Source organism: Hydrogenophaga sp. (assembly GCF_026125785.1).
In the GTDB taxonomy this organism is placed as follows: domain Bacteria; phylum Pseudomonadota; class Gammaproteobacteria; order Burkholderiales; family Burkholderiaceae_C; genus Hydrogenophaga.
The window spans coordinates 61,034-75,796 of record NZ_JAHCKL010000008.1 but is presented as its reverse complement, the minus strand read 5'-3'; the positions used below and the strand labels follow the sequence as shown (position 1 = coordinate 75,796).

At 68.2% G+C, this 14,763-nt stretch carries 13 protein-coding genes; 11 read left to right on the top strand and 2 right to left on the bottom strand.

Going from position 1 to position 14,763, the window contains the following annotated elements:
- Window positions 1–13 precede the first annotated feature (13 nt).
- The 11 genes from KIT53_RS10225 to tolA are packed head-to-tail and all read left to right on the top strand — an operon-like array spanning window position 14 to window position 10,321.
- Window positions 14–3,262: a PilC/PilY family type IV pilus protein gene (locus KIT53_RS10225; RefSeq protein WP_297751591.1), complete on the top strand. Its 3,249-nt coding sequence runs from the start codon at window positions 14–16 to the stop codon at window positions 3,260–3,262.
- 5 nt (window positions 3,263–3,267) lie between these two features.
- A complete protein-coding gene (locus tag KIT53_RS10220) occupies window positions 3,268–3,687 on the top strand; it encodes a type IV pilin protein (protein ID WP_297751586.1) in 420 nt (139 codons plus the stop codon).
- 51 nt (window positions 3,688–3,738) lie between these two features.
- Complete coding sequence (locus KIT53_RS10215) at window positions 3,739–4,383, top strand: riboflavin synthase (protein ID WP_297751581.1); 645 nt, start codon at window positions 3,739–3,741, stop codon at window positions 4,381–4,383.
- Window positions 4,380–5,510 (top strand): bifunctional 3,4-dihydroxy-2-butanone-4-phosphate synthase/GTP cyclohydrolase II, encoded by a 1,131-nt coding sequence (gene ribBA, locus KIT53_RS10210; RefSeq protein WP_297751578.1) that lies wholly within the window; start codon window positions 4,380–4,382, stop codon window positions 5,508–5,510. The genes KIT53_RS10215 and ribBA overlap by 4 nt, the downstream gene beginning before the upstream one ends.
- A gap of 35 nt (window positions 5,511–5,545) precedes the next feature.
- Complete coding sequence (ribH, locus tag KIT53_RS10205; RefSeq protein ID WP_297751575.1) at window positions 5,546–6,010, top strand: 6,7-dimethyl-8-ribityllumazine synthase; 465 nt, start codon at window positions 5,546–5,548, stop codon at window positions 6,008–6,010.
- A 2-nt stretch (window positions 6,011–6,012) separates the two neighbouring features.
- Window positions 6,013–6,531 carry a transcription antitermination factor NusB gene (gene nusB, locus KIT53_RS10200; protein WP_297751572.1) on the top strand — a complete coding sequence of 173 codons (519 nt, stop codon included), beginning with the start codon at window positions 6,013–6,015 and terminating at the stop codon, window positions 6,529–6,531.
- A complete protein-coding gene (locus KIT53_RS10195; RefSeq protein ID WP_297751569.1) occupies window positions 6,528–7,748 on the top strand; it encodes a pyridoxal phosphate-dependent aminotransferase in 1,221 nt (406 codons plus the stop codon). Before nusB ends, KIT53_RS10195 begins: the two co-directional genes overlap by 4 nt.
- Entirely contained in the window at window positions 7,745–8,206 is a 462-nt protein-coding gene (gene ybgC / locus KIT53_RS10190; protein ID WP_297751567.1) for a tol-pal system-associated acyl-CoA thioesterase, read from the top strand. Before KIT53_RS10195 ends, ybgC begins: the two co-directional genes overlap by 4 nt.
- A 41-nt stretch (window positions 8,207–8,247) precedes the next feature.
- Window positions 8,248–8,958: a protein TolQ gene (tolQ, locus tag KIT53_RS10185; protein WP_297751564.1), complete on the top strand. Its 711-nt coding sequence runs from the start codon at window positions 8,248–8,250 to the stop codon at window positions 8,956–8,958.
- A gap of 1 nt (window position 8,959) precedes the next feature.
- Complete coding sequence (locus tag KIT53_RS10180) at window positions 8,960–9,403, top strand: biopolymer transporter ExbD (protein WP_297751560.1); 444 nt, start codon at window positions 8,960–8,962, stop codon at window positions 9,401–9,403.
- Between the two features lie 18 nt (window positions 9,404–9,421).
- Window positions 9,422–10,321 carry a cell envelope integrity protein TolA gene (gene tolA / locus KIT53_RS10175; protein WP_297751557.1) on the top strand — a complete coding sequence of 300 codons (900 nt, stop codon included), beginning with the start codon at window positions 9,422–9,424 and terminating at the stop codon, window positions 10,319–10,321.
- Between the two features lie 84 nt (window positions 10,322–10,405).
- Here the strand turns inward: tolA and dnaE are convergent, their stop codons facing one another.
- Window positions 10,406–13,981 (bottom strand): DNA polymerase III subunit alpha, encoded by a 3,576-nt coding sequence (dnaE, locus tag KIT53_RS10170; RefSeq protein WP_297751554.1) that lies wholly within the window; start codon window positions 13,979–13,981, stop codon window positions 10,406–10,408.
- 35 nt (window positions 13,982–14,016) lie between these two features.
- Window positions 14,017–14,730 carry a DUF599 domain-containing protein gene (locus KIT53_RS10165; RefSeq protein WP_297751551.1) on the bottom strand — a complete coding sequence of 238 codons (714 nt, stop codon included), beginning with the start codon at window positions 14,728–14,730 and terminating at the stop codon, window positions 14,017–14,019.
- Window positions 14,731–14,763 lie beyond the last annotated feature (33 nt).

The window sequence follows — 14,763 nt, the reverse complement described above, 5'->3', positions numbered from 1 at the left end:
CCGGACCACCCCCATGCGACACACCGATACGCTGCGCCTGCTCCTGTCCACCGCCGGTGCACTGGCGGCCCTGGCCTGCCAGGCCACCCCGCTGCTGCTTGCGCAACGCCCACCGCACCTGTCCACGGAGCCCGCACCCAACGTGATCGTCTCGGTGGACAACGCGTCCAGCCTGGGCAACCAGGGCCTGCGGGACCTGCGCCAAGCATTGAAAGCGGCCTTCGCCGCCCCTCGCCTGGGCGAAGCCCGCATCCGTCTGGCGTGGCAGTCGGCGCATGGCTGCCGCGGCCTGCCAGGCCCCCCCACCGAATGCCAGGGCATCAATACGCTGCAGCCGCTGGCGGGAGAACACCGCGAACGTTTCCTGGCCTGGGCCGCGCAGCTCCGCCTGGCGCCCGGCTCACCACTGCATGACCTGGTGGATACGGCCGGCCAATACCTCAGCGCCCAGGCGCAGGACGCCCACAGCCCCTGGGCCGCCGTGCCAGGCCAGCAGGCCGAACCCGTGCTGGCGTGCCGCAAGGCCTACCACGTGCTGCTCAGCAACGGCGCCCCGGACGCTTCCAGCCAGCCCGTCGCGCGCGGCGACAACCCGGACCACCAGGCCATGCGGCTGCCCGACGGCGCGGACTACGCGCCGGCATCCGACCAGGCCCGTCTCTACAGCGATACCTGGGGCACGGCCAGCGCGAGCACGCTGGCGGACCTGGCCTTCCACTACTGGTCGCGCGACCTGCAACCAGACCTGCCCGACAAGGTGCCGCCACGCTGGTCGGTCGCCGGCACCGCCGAGAACTTCGGCACCGCCAGCGCGCCCGCCCTGTTGCAGCCGTACTGGAACCCGCGCAACGATCCAGCGACCTGGCAGCACATGGTGAACCACGTCATCGGCCTGCGGCAAGCCTCTCACTGGACCGTCCAGCCCAACTGGGCGGGTGAGGGCTTTGCCGGCCTGGGCGGCCTCATCCGCGGCGAAGCTCACTGGCCCTCCCCTTTCTGCACCGCCCCGGACAACGGACCAGGCCAGCCGGCCTGCCATGGCACCGGCACGCCCCGGACAAGGCCGACCGAGGAGCAGGCAGAAAGAAGGCCCGACCTGTGGCACATGGCACTCAACAGCCGGGGCCGCTACCAGGCCGCGCCCGATGCCAACGGCCTTGCCGCGGCACTGGACCGGCTCATCGAAGACATCGTCCCCAGCGCACCGCCCACCCGCGTGAGCATTGCCAGCAACACCCAGCGCCTGCGCAGCGACGGCCTCGTTTTCGTGGCGGGCTACGACCCCCGCCGCTGGAGCGGCGACGTCAGCGCACACCGCTTCGGCCCCAACCAGGCCGCGCCCGACGCGGAGCCGGTGTGGCGCGCCTCGACCTGGCTCGACTCTCCCCTGCTGGATCCGGCCAAACGCCTGATCCTCAGCCACGACGGCCGCGGTGGCATCGCCTTCGAGTGGTCGCGCCTGTCATCTGCCCAACGCGATCTCCTGCGGGGCGACGACAGCCTCGCTCGCGCACGCCAACGCCTGGACTACCTGCGCGGCCACCGCTTCCTGGAAACGCAATACGGCGGGCCGCTGCGCCAGCGCGATTCGCGTCTGGGCAGCATCGTGAACGCGCGTCTCTGGTTCACTGGCCGGCCGCTGCGGCTGGCTTTCGAGCACCCGGGCCACGCGGACTTTCGCGCCCGCATGGCCCAGCGCCCCCCCATGGTCTTCGTCGGCGCCAACGACGGCATGCTGCACGCCTTCGACGCGCAGACAGGCGCCGAGCGCGCGGCCTACGTGCCGCAGGCCGCCTACGCCTCCCTGCGCGCCTACACCGACCCCGCCTACGTGGCGCGCTATACCGCGGACGGCAGCCCTTTCACCGGCGACGCGGACCTGCGCGGGCCTGGCGCCTCCCAACCGCAGTGGCGCACCGTGCTGGCCAGCGGCCTGGCCGGCGGGGGGCGGGGCTATGTCGTGCTGGACGTGACCGACCCGAATGCGCTCTCCCCCTCCTCCGTGCTGCTCGACCGCAGCTTCCCCGGCGACGGCGCGGCGCCCTTCGAAGGCCACGAGGACGTGGGCCACATCTACGGCGCGCCGGTGGTTGACAGCGCCGGCAACGGCCGCAGCGAGCAGATCACGCGCCTCAACAACGGCCGCTGGGCCCTGGTCCTGGGCAACGGCGTCAACAGCATGAACGAGCGCCCCGTGCTGCTCATCCAGTACCTGGACGGCGACCGCCGGATGGTGCGTCTGGTGGCGGACCCGCAAACCGGCCGCTCCAATGGCCTGGCCGCGCCGCGCCTGATCGACGCCAACGGCGACGGCACGGCGGACATGGCCTATGCGGGAGATCTCCAGGGGCAACTCTGGAAATTCAATCTCGCTGGCCCCAGCGAGGCCGACTGGGGTGTCGCCGCGTGGGGCGGCACCGGAGAAACCTGCCGCGCCCCGTCTGCCTGCACGCCATTCTTCGTCGCCCGGGACGCGGCAACGCCGGCCCGGGCACAGCCCATCACCAGCGCGCCGCTTTGGATGGCCCACCCGCTGGGCGGCGTCCAACTGCTGTTCGGCACCGGCCAGCACCTGCAGGAGATCGATTCGACGCTGGCACAGACGCAGACCATCTACAGCGTATGGGACAAAAGCGGCTTTGACCGCCAGAACGGCCGCCTGACCATTCTGGACACCGACCCCATACCCGCAACGATGGGGCGCCAGTCGCTGGTGCGGCAGGAGGTGATCCAGTGGCCTGCCGAGACCCCGGCCACCGCGGATATGGCGCCTGCGACACACCAGGTGTCCACCGAGCGCAGTGTGGCGTACTCACGGGGCGACCAGGCCGTGAGTGCGCGCGGCTGGTACCTGGACCTCCCGCGCAGCCGCGAGCGGGTGCTGCAGGCACCGGTGTACTTTGAAGGCCAGAAGGCTCTGATTGCCAGCACCGTGCCCGCGGACCCTGGTACGGGCGAGCGCTGCGAGGCCGGCGTGCGCCAGGACGAACACTGGTTCTCCGTGCTCAACGTGATCTCTGGCTGGCCCTCCGCCACGCCGGTGTTCGCCCTGGCAGGGGCCACCCGGGGCGCCCCGAAAGTGAGCCGGGTGCAGGCTCCGTCCAGCGAGTTCATCGGTCTGCCAGGCGCGGGCAACCGGCTGGAACTGATCTCCCTGCGCAACGGTCCAGGTTGCACGGCAGCCTTGTGCACCGACCAGACCTCCCTGCTCGGCGCCAACGGGCCGGGCGCGCGCGTGGATTGGCGAGAGATGCTGAGATGAAAGGCATGCGCCGCGGGCAAGGGTTCACGCTGCTGGAAACCGTGGTCGTGCTGGGACTGGTGTCGGTGCTGCTGGCGGCAGCCGTGCCGAGCTACCGGCAGTACGTCATGCGGGGCCACCGCGCCCATGCCCGAGCCGCGTTGCTCCATCTGGCGCAGGCCATGGAGCGCACGGCCACCGTGCATGGCAGCTATCCGCTGGCCCAGGACATCGCTCCAGGTGACCTGGTGGTGGAAGGGCATCGCTACACCCTCTCGGTGGATTCCATCGATGGCCGCGGCTTCCGCCTCGTCGCCATGCCCACCGCCGCGCAGATGGCGGACCCCTGCGGCGCCTTCCAGCTCGACCAGACCGGCCGGCGCGGGCAAGCCCCCACCGCGCAGGTACCCGTTCCGCTGGACGCCCGGATCTGCTGGGAACAATGACCACCGGCCGGGCGGAAAAGCGCCCTTGGGCAAACCTGCGAAAATACGCCGATGTTTACCGGCATCATCACCGGCGTGGGGCGTATCGCCGACCTCCACGACCTGGGCAGCTCTTTGGACCATGGCAAGCGGCTGACGATCGAGGCGCCCGCCGGGTACCTCGACGACGTCGGCCTGGGTGACAGCATCGCGCTCAACGGCGCCTGCATGACGGTCACCTCCCTGGACCTCCCTGCCCATCGCTTCACCATCGACATCTCGGCCGAGTCACTGGCCCGCACCACCGGACTCGCCAAGGCAGGCCCATCCATCAATCTCGAAAAAGCCCTGCGTGCCCATGACCGGCTGGGCGGCCACATCGTCTCCGGCCACGTCGATGGCGTCGGCTCGGTCACCCGCTTCGCCCAGGTCGGCGAAAGCTGGGAACTGCGTGTCATGGCCCCCCCCGAGCTCGGCAAGTACCTCGCGTACAAGGGTTCAATCACCGTCAACGGCGTGAGCCTGACGATCAACCGGGTCGACGACCTCGCCGCAGGTTGCGAGTTCAGCATCAACCTCATTCCCCACACCGTCCAGAACACCGCACTGGGCAGCCTGCGCGAAGGCAGCCCGGTGAACCTCGAGATCGATACCGTCGCCCGCTACGTGGAGCGCATGCTGGGCGCCGGTCTGAACACCCCCAAGGAATCCACATGAACGCCCGAGAACCGCTGGCCCCCGTGACCATCTCACCCGTCGAGGACATCGTCGCCGACATCCGCGCCGGCCGCATGGTGATCCTGGTCGACGAAGAAGACCGCGAGAACGAGGGCGACCTCGTGCTCGCCGCCGACCATGTCACCCCCGAGGCCATCAATTTCATGGCCCGCTTCGGACGAGGCCTGATCTGCCTCACGCTCACCCGCGAACGCTGCGAGCGCCTGCGCCTGCCGCCGATGGTGCCGCGCAACGGCACCAAGATGGGCACCGCTTTCACGGTGTCCATCGAAGCCGCCGAAGGGGTGACCACGGGCATTTCCGCCGCCGACCGGGCCCGCACCGTGCAGGTGGCCGTCGCGGCCGGCGCGCAAGCGTCGGACCTGGTTCAGCCAGGGCACATCTTCCCACTGCAAGCGGTGGACGGCGGCGTGCTCATGCGCGCAGGCCACACCGAGGCCGGCTGCGATCTCGCCGGCATGGCCGGCTGCAGCCCCGCGGCCGTGATCTGCGAGATCATGAAAGACGACGGCACCATGGCCCGCCTGCCCGACCTGCAGTTGTTCGCGGCCGAACACGGCCTGAAGATCGGCACCATCGCCGACCTGATCGAACACCGCAGCCGCAACGAGAGCCTGGTCCGCAAGCTGGGCACCCGCACCATGAACACCGCCTTCGGCGAATTCAGCGTCACCGCCTTCAGCGACCAGCCCAGCGGCGCGCTGCACCTGGCGCTGGTCAAGGGCCAGTGGGGCCCGCAGGACAGCGTGGCGGTGCGCGTGCACGAGCCGCTGTCGGTGCTCGACGTGCTCGAGGTGGGCCGGGCTATGCACTCCTGGAGCCTGGAAGCCAGCCTGCGCCATATCGAGAAAGCCGGTACGGGCGTGGCGGTGCTGCTCAACTGCGGCGAATCCGCCGCCCAGCTGCTGGCCCAGTTCGAAGGCACGGCCCGCTCGGCGCAGGCGCCTGAACGCGGGCGCATGGACCTGCGCACCTACGGCGTGGGCGCACAGATACTGCGCGAATGCGGTGTGCTGCGCATGCAGCTCATGGGCAACCCGCGCCGCATGCCCAGCATGACCGGCTATGGCCTCGAGATCACCGGTTACCTCGGCCACAACGACTGACCCTCTCCCACCATCCAGAAGAAACGGAATCCCCCATGTTCGGCGCAGACAAAGGCACGGCCAGCGTGCTCGACGGCAGAAAACTCAGCATCGGCATCGTCCAGGCCCGCTTCAACGAGGGCATCACCGACGCCCTCTACAACGCCTGCCTGAGCGAGTTGCTCGCACTGGGCGTGCAGGACAAGAACATCGCCCACGTCAAGGTGCCTGGCGCACTGGAGGTGCCCGTGGCGCTGCAGGCCATGGCCGAGCGCGACGACTTCGATGCACTGATCGCCCTGGGCTGCATCATCCGCGGCGAGACCTACCACTTCGAACTCGTGGCCAACGAATCCGGCGCCGGCGTCACCCGCATTTCGCTGGACTACCAGCTCCCCATCGCCAACGCCATCCTCACCACCGAGAACCTGGAGCAGGCGGTGGCACGCCAGACCGAAAAGGGCCGTGACGCGGCACGCGTGGCCGTGGAGATGGCGCACCTGCTGCAGGAGATCGGCTGACCATGGTGACCTCCTCGCCCGACTCCACCGCCAGCGCCGGCCCCAACCGCAAGGCCTCCGACAAGTCGGCCCGCACGCGGGCGCGCGAGTTCGCCCTGCAGGCGCTCTACCAGCACCTGGTGGGCCGCAATGCGGCCATCGACATCGACGCGTTCACCCGGGACCTGGCCGGCTTCCACAAGGCCGACAGCGCGCATTTCGATGCGCTCATGCACGGTTGCATCGAACAGGCCGCCGAACTCGACACGCTGATCAAGCCGCGCCTGGACCGGCCGCTGGAAGAGGTCTCTCCGATCGAGCACGGCGTGCTCTGGATCGGCGCCTACGAACTGCAGCACTGCCTGGACGTGCCCTGGCGCGTGGTGCTCAATGAGTGCATCGAACTCGCCAAGTCGTTTGGCGGCACCGATGGCCACAAGTACGTCAACGGTGTGTTGCACCAGCTCGCCGCACAGTTGCGCCCGGCAGAAGTCGCGGCCGCGCCTGCGCGCGGCGGCGCACGCAAGACCTCGGCCTCATGAGGATCGCCCGGCGCGCGCAGCGCATCGAACCGTTCTACGTGATGGAGCTGGCCAAGGCCGCATCGGCCATGGCCGCGCAGGCCTCGGCGGACCAGCGCCCGATGATCTACCTCAACATCGGCGAGCCGGACTTCACCGCACCGCCGCTGGTGGCAGAGGCCGCTCAACGGGCCATTCACGAAGGCCGCAGCCAGTACACACCCGCCACCGGCCTGCCCCCGCTGCGCGAGGCCATCAGCGGCTGGTACGCCACGCGCTTCGGACTCTCGATCGACCCGGGTCGCATCGTCGTCACGGCGGGTGCTTCGGCGGCACTGCAACTGGCCTGTCTGGCGCTCATCGAAGCGGGCGACGAGATACTGATGCCCGACCCCAGCTACCCCTGCAACCGCCAGTTCGTGCAGGCGGCGGAGGGACGGGCGGTGCTCATACCCAGTGGCCCGGCACAGCGCTTCCAGCTCAGTGCCGCACAGGTGGATGCGCACTGGACGGCGGCCACGCGCGGCGTCCTGCTGGCCTCGCCCTCCAACCCCACCGGCACCTCCATCGCGCGCGAAGAACTCGAACGCATCGCAAGGCGCGTGCGCGACCGCGGCGGCATCACCCTGGTCGACGAAATCTACCTGGGACTGAGCTACGAGGAAGCCTACGGCCACAGCGCCCTGGGCCTGCCCGACGGGCTGGGCGACGAGGTCATCAGCATCAACAGCTTCTCCAAGTACTTCAGCATGACCGGCTGGCGGCTGGGCTGGCTGGTGCTGCCACCGGCCCTGGTCCCTGCGGTGGAGCGGCTGGCGCAGAACCTCTTCATCTGCCCGAGCACGCTGGCGCAACATGCCGCGCTGGCCTGTTTCGCGCCCGACAGCCTGGCCGAATACGAGCGCCGCCGCGCCGCGTTCAAGGCCCGACGCGACTACTTCATCCCCGAACTGAACCGGCTGGGCCTGCAGGTCCCGGTGATGCCCGACGGGGCGTTCTACGCCTGGGCCGACGTCAGCGGCCTGTGCGAGCGCTGGGGCCTGCCGCCCGCCGGTGCGAAGCCCGACGAGGGCGGCAGCTGGGCGCTGGCCTTCGAGATCATGCGCCGCTGCCAGCTCGCCACCACACCAGGGCGGGACTTCGGCGTGGCCGAACCGGGCCGCTACCTGCGCTTCTCCACCGCGAACGCGATGGCGCAGCTGCAGGAAGCGGTCACCCGCCTGGAGCAGGCCTTGTGAGCAGCGGACGCGGCGCCACCCTGGGCCCCGAAGCCGCATTCTCGTGGCCGGTGCGCGTCTATTGGGAAGACACCGATGCCGGAGGCATCGTCTTCTACGCCAACTACCTCAAGTTCTTCGAGCGCGCGCGCACCGAATGGCTGCGCTCGCTGGGCTTCGCGCAGCAACGGCTGCGCGACGAGGTCGGCGGCATGTTCGTGGTGACCGACACCCAGCTGCGCTACCACCAGCCTGCCCGCCTGGATGATTTGCTTCTGGTTACAGCCCGCGTGCAGGAAGCAGGTCGGGCCTCGTTGACAATCGAGCAGCGCGCGCTGCGGCAGAACCCGGAACCCGGCCAGACAGGCGGCCTGCTGTGCGAGGGCTCCATCCGCATTGGCTGGGTGGACGCCGCCCGCCTGCGGCCACAGCGCATGCCCGACGCCATCCTGCGCGCACTGGCGTCACCCGCCACCTGAGCACGCGAAACTTTTCTCCGTTCAACCGCCTCCGAAAACCCATGACCCAAGATCTCTCCATCGTTCAACTGATGCTCAACGCGAGCTGGGTGGTGCAGGCCGTGGTGCTGCTGCTCGTGGTGATGTCGGTGATCAGTTGGGCCGCCATCTTTCGCAAGGTCTTCGCACTCAAGCTGGTGCGCAGCCACAACGACGACTTCGAGCGCGAATTCTGGTCGGGCGCCAACCTCAACGAGCTCTATGCGGCAGCCGCCCAGAGCGCACGGCACGGAGGCCCCATGGAGCGCATCTTTGCCAGCGGCATGCGCGAATACCAGAAACTGCGCGAGCGGCGCATCACCGACAACGGCGCCCTGCTCGATGGCGCACGCCGCGCGATGCGTGCCAGCTTCCAGCGCGAGCTCGATGCGCTCGAAGCCAACCTCTCCTTCCTCGGTACCGTGGGCTCCGTCGCGCCCTACATCGGCCTCTTCGGCACGGTCTGGGGCATCATGCACGCTTTCACCGGGCTGGCCGCGCTGGCCCAGGTGACGCTCTCCACCGTGGCCCCGGGCATCGCCGAGGCCCTGGTCGCCACCGCGATCGGCCTCTTTGCCGCCATCCCCGCCGTCGTGTTCTACAACCGCTTCGCGCACGACATCGACCGCGTGGCCAACGCCATGGAGACCTTCATGGAAGAGTTCTCCAACATCCTGCAGCGCAACCTGGGCGCGCACGCGCCATCGCAGTCGACAACGCCCTCGGGACACTGACATGCCCGCCGTATCCAAGCGCGGCCGCGGCCGCCGCACCATCAACGAGATCAACATGGTGCCCTTCATCGACGTGATGCTGGTGCTGCTGATCATCTTCATGGTCACCGCGCCCCTGATCACGCCGAGCCAGATCGCGCTGCCCAGCGTGGGTCAGGCCGGGCGCCAGCCGGACCGCTTCGTGCGCGTGCTCATCGACAAGGACGAACAGCTCAAGGTGAGCGAGGGATCGGACAGCGGTGACCCGCAGCCGGTGCAACTGGGCCAGCTCGCCGCGCGCGTGCAGCAGTTGCAGACCGCCAAGGGCAGCATGCCCGAGGGCGGCGTGCCGGTGGTGATCAGCGCGGACAAGAACGTGAAATACGAGGCCGTTGTTCGCGTCATGGACACCTTGCAGCGGGCCGGCGTTGCACGCGTCGGCCTCTCCGTGCAAACCTCGCGCTGAGCACCTCGTCCACGCGCCATGCAGACCACCGCAGACCACCTCGACCTCACCCCGCCGCGCGACCGGCGCTGGGGCAGGCCGTTCGGACTGGCGCTGCTGGCCCATGCGCTGCTCATCGGAGCCCTGACCTGGGGGGTGAACTGGCGGCAGGATGGCGAACCTGCGGTGTTCGAGGCCGAGGTCTGGTCCCGCCTGCCACAGCAGGCCGCGCCGCGCGCGGTGCAGCCCCCACCACCGCCTCCCGAGCCACCGCGCCCTGCCCCCGCACCGACGCCCGCCCCGGCACCGGCTGCAGCACCGCCGCCGCCCGCGCCCACGCAAGCCGATATCGCGGTCGCGCAAGCCAAGAAAAAGGCCGAGGAAGAGAAGAAGGCCCGGGAGGAAGAGGCCGCGCGCAAGAAGGCCGCGGCGGACAAGGCCGCAGCGGAGAAGCTGGCGGCGCAGAAAAAAGCCGAGGCCGAGAAGAAGGCCACCGCAGAGAAAGAACGCCAGCAAAAACTGGCCGAACAGAAACGCGAACAGGAACGCCAGGCCGCCGAAACCAAGCGCCTGGATCAGCTTCGCGACGACCAGATCAAGCGCATGATGGGCCAGGCGGGCGCCACCGGCGGCTCGCAGAGCACCGGCACCGCACAGCAGTCCAGCGGCCCCACCCCCGGCTATGCGGGCCGTGTGGCCGCGCGCATCCGGCCCAATGTGGTGTTCACCGACGTGGCACCAGGCAACCCGCGCGCCGAGGTGGAGGTGCGCACCACCCCCGACGGCACCATCACCTCGCGCCGTCTGGTCAAGAGCAGCGGCAATGCGGCCTGGGACGACGCCGTGCTGCGCGCCATCGACCGCACGGCGACCTTGCCCAAGGACACCACCGGCACGGTGCCGTCGTCGCTGGTGATCGGCCTGCGGCCTCTGGACTGAGCAGGGTCAACCGCGCTTCACCGCATGGTGGCGCAGCCAGGCGGCGAGGCCGGAAACCGACGCCAACAGCTTGTCCCAACAGCGTCAAGCCAGATCGAACACGATCTCCGCCCGCTGTTCGTGCGCCTGCGCCATCCAGCTCGCCAATGCGGCGTCGGTGGGGAAGAACAGCGCGCGGTCGTCGAGCTGGATCTCGCAGCGCGCGCCCTGGCGCTCCAGCGCCAGGCGCACCGGCAGGCCACGCACGAGCTCGCCCCGCTCGGTGAGCTCGCGCTTGGGCGGGAACTCGCGCACGAGTTCGGCCACCGCCGGTGCATGCCCATTGACCGCCACGCGCAGGTATTTGCCGAAACGGCAGCGCGCGGCGGCCAGGTCCCAGATCTGCTGGATCTTGAGCCGCACACCGCCTGAGAAGCGGTCAGGCTGCGCCACCGCCTGCACGATGATGAGTTCGTCGTCCTTGAGCAGGCCGCGGTGGGCATTGATGAGGTTCTCGTCGGCGCTGGTCTCGAACACGCCGGTCTTGTCGTCCAGCTTGAAAAGGGCCAGCTTGCCGCGCTGGCCGTTGATGACACGGAAGTCGGTCACGATGCCGGCCAGGATCACCGGGTCGCGGCTTTCCACCACGTCACCCAGCGGCGTGCGGGCGAAGCGCCGCACCTCACGTTCCACCTCGTCGAACAGGTGCCCGGAGAAGTAGAAGCCGATGGCGGTCTTCTCCTGGGTGAGCCGCTCCTTCACACCCCATGGTGTGGTGGCCACCAGGTCCGGCTCCTGCGTGCTGGAGCCATGGTCGTCCTCGCCCATCATGTCGAAGAGGCCGCCCTGGTTGGCATTGGCCTGCTGCGCGGCGGCGAAATCAAAGGCACGCTCCACCGACGCCAGCAACTCGGCCCGGTTGAGGTGCAGCGAGTCGAAGGCGCCGGCCTTGATGAGGGCCTCCACCGTGCGTTTGTTCAGGCGCGTGCGGTCCACGCGGCGGCAGAAGTCGAACAGGCTCTTGAAGGGACCGGTTTCGCCGCCGCTCGGGCCTTCGCCCCGGCCTTCGCGCGCGGCCACGATGGCTTCAATGGCCTGCTGCCCCGTGCCCTTGATGGCCCCCAGGCCGTAGCGGATGGACTTGTTGTTGATGGGCTCGAAACGGTGCACGCCCCGGTTGACGTCCGGTGGCTCGAAGCCCATGCCCATCTTGAGGGCGTCCTCGAACAGCACCTTGAGCTTGTCGGTGTCGTCCATTTCCACGGTCATGTTGGCGCAGAAGAACTCGGCCGTGTAGTGCACCTTGAGCCAGCCCGTGTGGTAGGCCAGCAGGGAGTAGGCGGCTGCGTGCGACTTGTTGAAGCCGTAACCCGCGAACTTCTCCATCAGGTCGAAGACCTCGTCGGCCTTGCGTTCATCGATGCCATTCTTGGCCGCACCCGCGCGGAAGATGATGCGGTGCTCGGCCATCTCCTCGGGCTTCTTCTTGCCCATGGCCCGGCGCAGCATGTCTGCGCCACCGAGCGAATAGCCGCCCAGGATCTGCGCGGTCTGCATCACCTGCTCCTGGTAGACCATGATGCCGTAGGTCTCCGACAGCATCTCCGCCACCAAGGGGTGCGGGTACTCGATGGGCTCGCGGCCGTGCTTGCGGTTGACGAAGCTGGGAATCAGGTCCATGGGACCCGGCCGGTACAGCGCGTTGAGGGCGATCAGGTCTTCCAGGCGGCTGGGTTTGGCGTCCTTGAGCATGCCCTGCATGCCGCGGCTTTCAAACTGGAACACGGCTTCGGTCTGGCCGCGCGAGAAAAGCGCATAGACCTTGGGATCGTCCAGCGGCACGTCCTCGAAGCGGAAGTTCTCCTGCCCGGGATGGCGCTTCATGATGAATTCGCGTGCGATCTCCAGGATGGTCAGCGTGGCCAGCCCCAGAAAGTCGAACTTCACCAGGCCGATGGCCTCCACGTCGTCCTTGTCGTACTGGCTGACCGCCGAATCGCTGCCGGGCTGCGCATAGAGCGGGCAGAAGTCGGTCAGCTTGCCTGGCGCGATCAGCACACCACCGGCGTGCATGCCCACGTTGCGCGACATGCCCTCGAGCTTCTGCGCCAGTTCGATCAGCGTGCGGACCTCGTCTTCCTTCTCGATGCGCTCGGCCAGCAGCGGCTCCATCTCGATGGCGTAGTTGTTCTTGTCGCCTTCCTTCTTGGGGTTGGGCGGGTACTGCAACGTGACCGACATGCCCGGCTTGTTGGGCACCAGTTTGGAGATGCCGTCGCAGAAGCCGTAGGAAAAATCCAGCACGCGGCCCACGTCGCGAATGGCGGCGCGCGCGGCCATGGTGCCAAAAGTGGCAATCTGGCTGACCGCGTCCTTGCCGTACTTCTCCTTCACATAGTCGATGACACGGTCGCGGTTGCCCTGGCAGAAGTCGATGTCGAAGTCGGGCATGGAGACCCGCTCGGGATTGAGAAACCGCTCGAACAGCAGCTTGTACTGCAAGGGGTCGAGGTCGGTGATCTTCAGCGCATAGGCCACGAGAGAGCCAGCACCGGAACCGCGGCCCGGGCCCACGGGGCAGCCGTTGTTCTTGGCCCAGTTGATGAAGTCGCCCACGATGAGGAAGTAGCCCGGGAACCCCATCTTGAGGATGGTGTTGATCTCGAACTCCAGCCGCTCGACGTAGCGCGGGCGCTCCTGGTCCCGCCGTACAGGGTCCGGGTACAAGTGCACCAGGCGCTCCTCCAGCCCCTCGAAGGAAGACTGGCGGAAAAAGTCCTCCATGGGCATGGGCACGCCGTCGATCAGCGGCGTCGGGAAATTGGGCAGTTGTGGCTTGCCCAGCACGAGCGTGAGGTTGCAGCGCCGCGCGATTTCCACCGTGTTGGACAGCGCGGAAGGCACGTCGGCAAACAGCGCCTCCATCTGGGCCGAGCTCTTGAAGTACTGCTCGCGCGTGAAGCGGCGCACGCGCCGGCTGTTTCCCAGAATCTCGCCGTCGGCAATGCACACCCGTGCCTCATGCGCTTCGTAGTCGTCCTGCGTCAGGAACTGCACAGGATGGGTGGCGACCACTGGCAAGTGCAGACGGGCCGCCAGCTGCACCGCCTGGCTGACGTGGCGCTCGTCGTCCGTGCGCCCGGCGCGCTGCAGTTCCAGGTAGAAACGGTGTGGAAACAGGCTGGAGAGCTGCAGCGCCAGATCGGCCGCCCGCTGCTGGTCTCCCTGCATCAGCGCCTGCCCCACCGGACCGGCCTGTGCGCCGGAGAGCATGATCAGGCCGGCATGGCACTCCTGCAGCCACTCCCGGTGCACCAGGGCTTGGTCGCGTGAGCTGTTGCGCGTCCAGGCGCGCGCCAGCAGTTCGCAGAGATTGAGGTAGCCCTGGCGGTCCTGCACCAGCAGCAGCACGCGCGGCGCCGCTTGCTGCTGGTGGCTGCCGGGCATGGCACCGGGTGTGTCTTCGGCAAAACCGTGCAGCATCACCTCGGCGCCGATCAGAGGCTTGATACCCGCGCCTCGCGCGGCCTTGTAGAACTTGATCGCGCCGAAGAGGTTGTTCAGGTCGGTGATGGCCAGGGCGGGCTGGCCATCGGCCGCCGCCGCTGCCACCACGTCGTCGATGCGGTTGGTGCCATCGACGATGGAGAATTCGGTGTGCAGGCGCAGGTGAGAAAACATCCGGCCATTTTAGAAGGCGCCACCCCGCCGCGCCCTCACTCCAGCGAAGACTCTTCGTCCTTGAGCAGGTGCAGGACTTCCGAACGGAACTCCCGGCTGTAGAGAATGGCCACCACCGCCAGTGTGCCGACGACCATCGCCAGGGGAGAAATGAACCAGGCCAGTGCGGCAAAGGAGAAGTAGTAGGCACGCAGGCCGTCGTTGAAGGTCTCGGCGGCCGCTCCCACCATGCCGGCCGCCCGCTGGGCATAGGCCCGGCGGTCCGCCTTGCCGGCCTCGAAGTCTTCCGCCGGCGGCATCGCGCCGATCACCAGGGCGACAAAGGTGTACTGCCGCATGCACCAGGAAAAACGGAAGAAGGCGTAGACGAAGATCGCGATCAGCACCAGGATCTTGAACTCGAAGACGACCAGGGTGGTCGCCTGCGCGAACGGGATCTCGCTCATCAGTTCGGTGGCCTTGTCGGTCGTGCCCAGCAAGGCGAACAGGCCACCGATGATGAGGATGGAGGTGGACGAGAAGAACGCCGGCGTGTTGGACAGCGTCTGGGTGATGAGGCCGTCCAGCATGCGCGGGTCGCGCGCGGTGGTCTGCATCATCCAGTAGGCCCGGTAGCGGTTGGTGGTCTGGATCAGTGAGCCCACCCGCCGCCCCCAAAGCCGCGCGAACCACGCATACCCCACCCAGAGCGTCAGGAAGCCGGCCAGCGCCAGCCAGTCGGCCCAGGGGATGATGCTGAGGATCTTCATGCCGCGGATGTTACTGCGGCATGAAGACCTCAT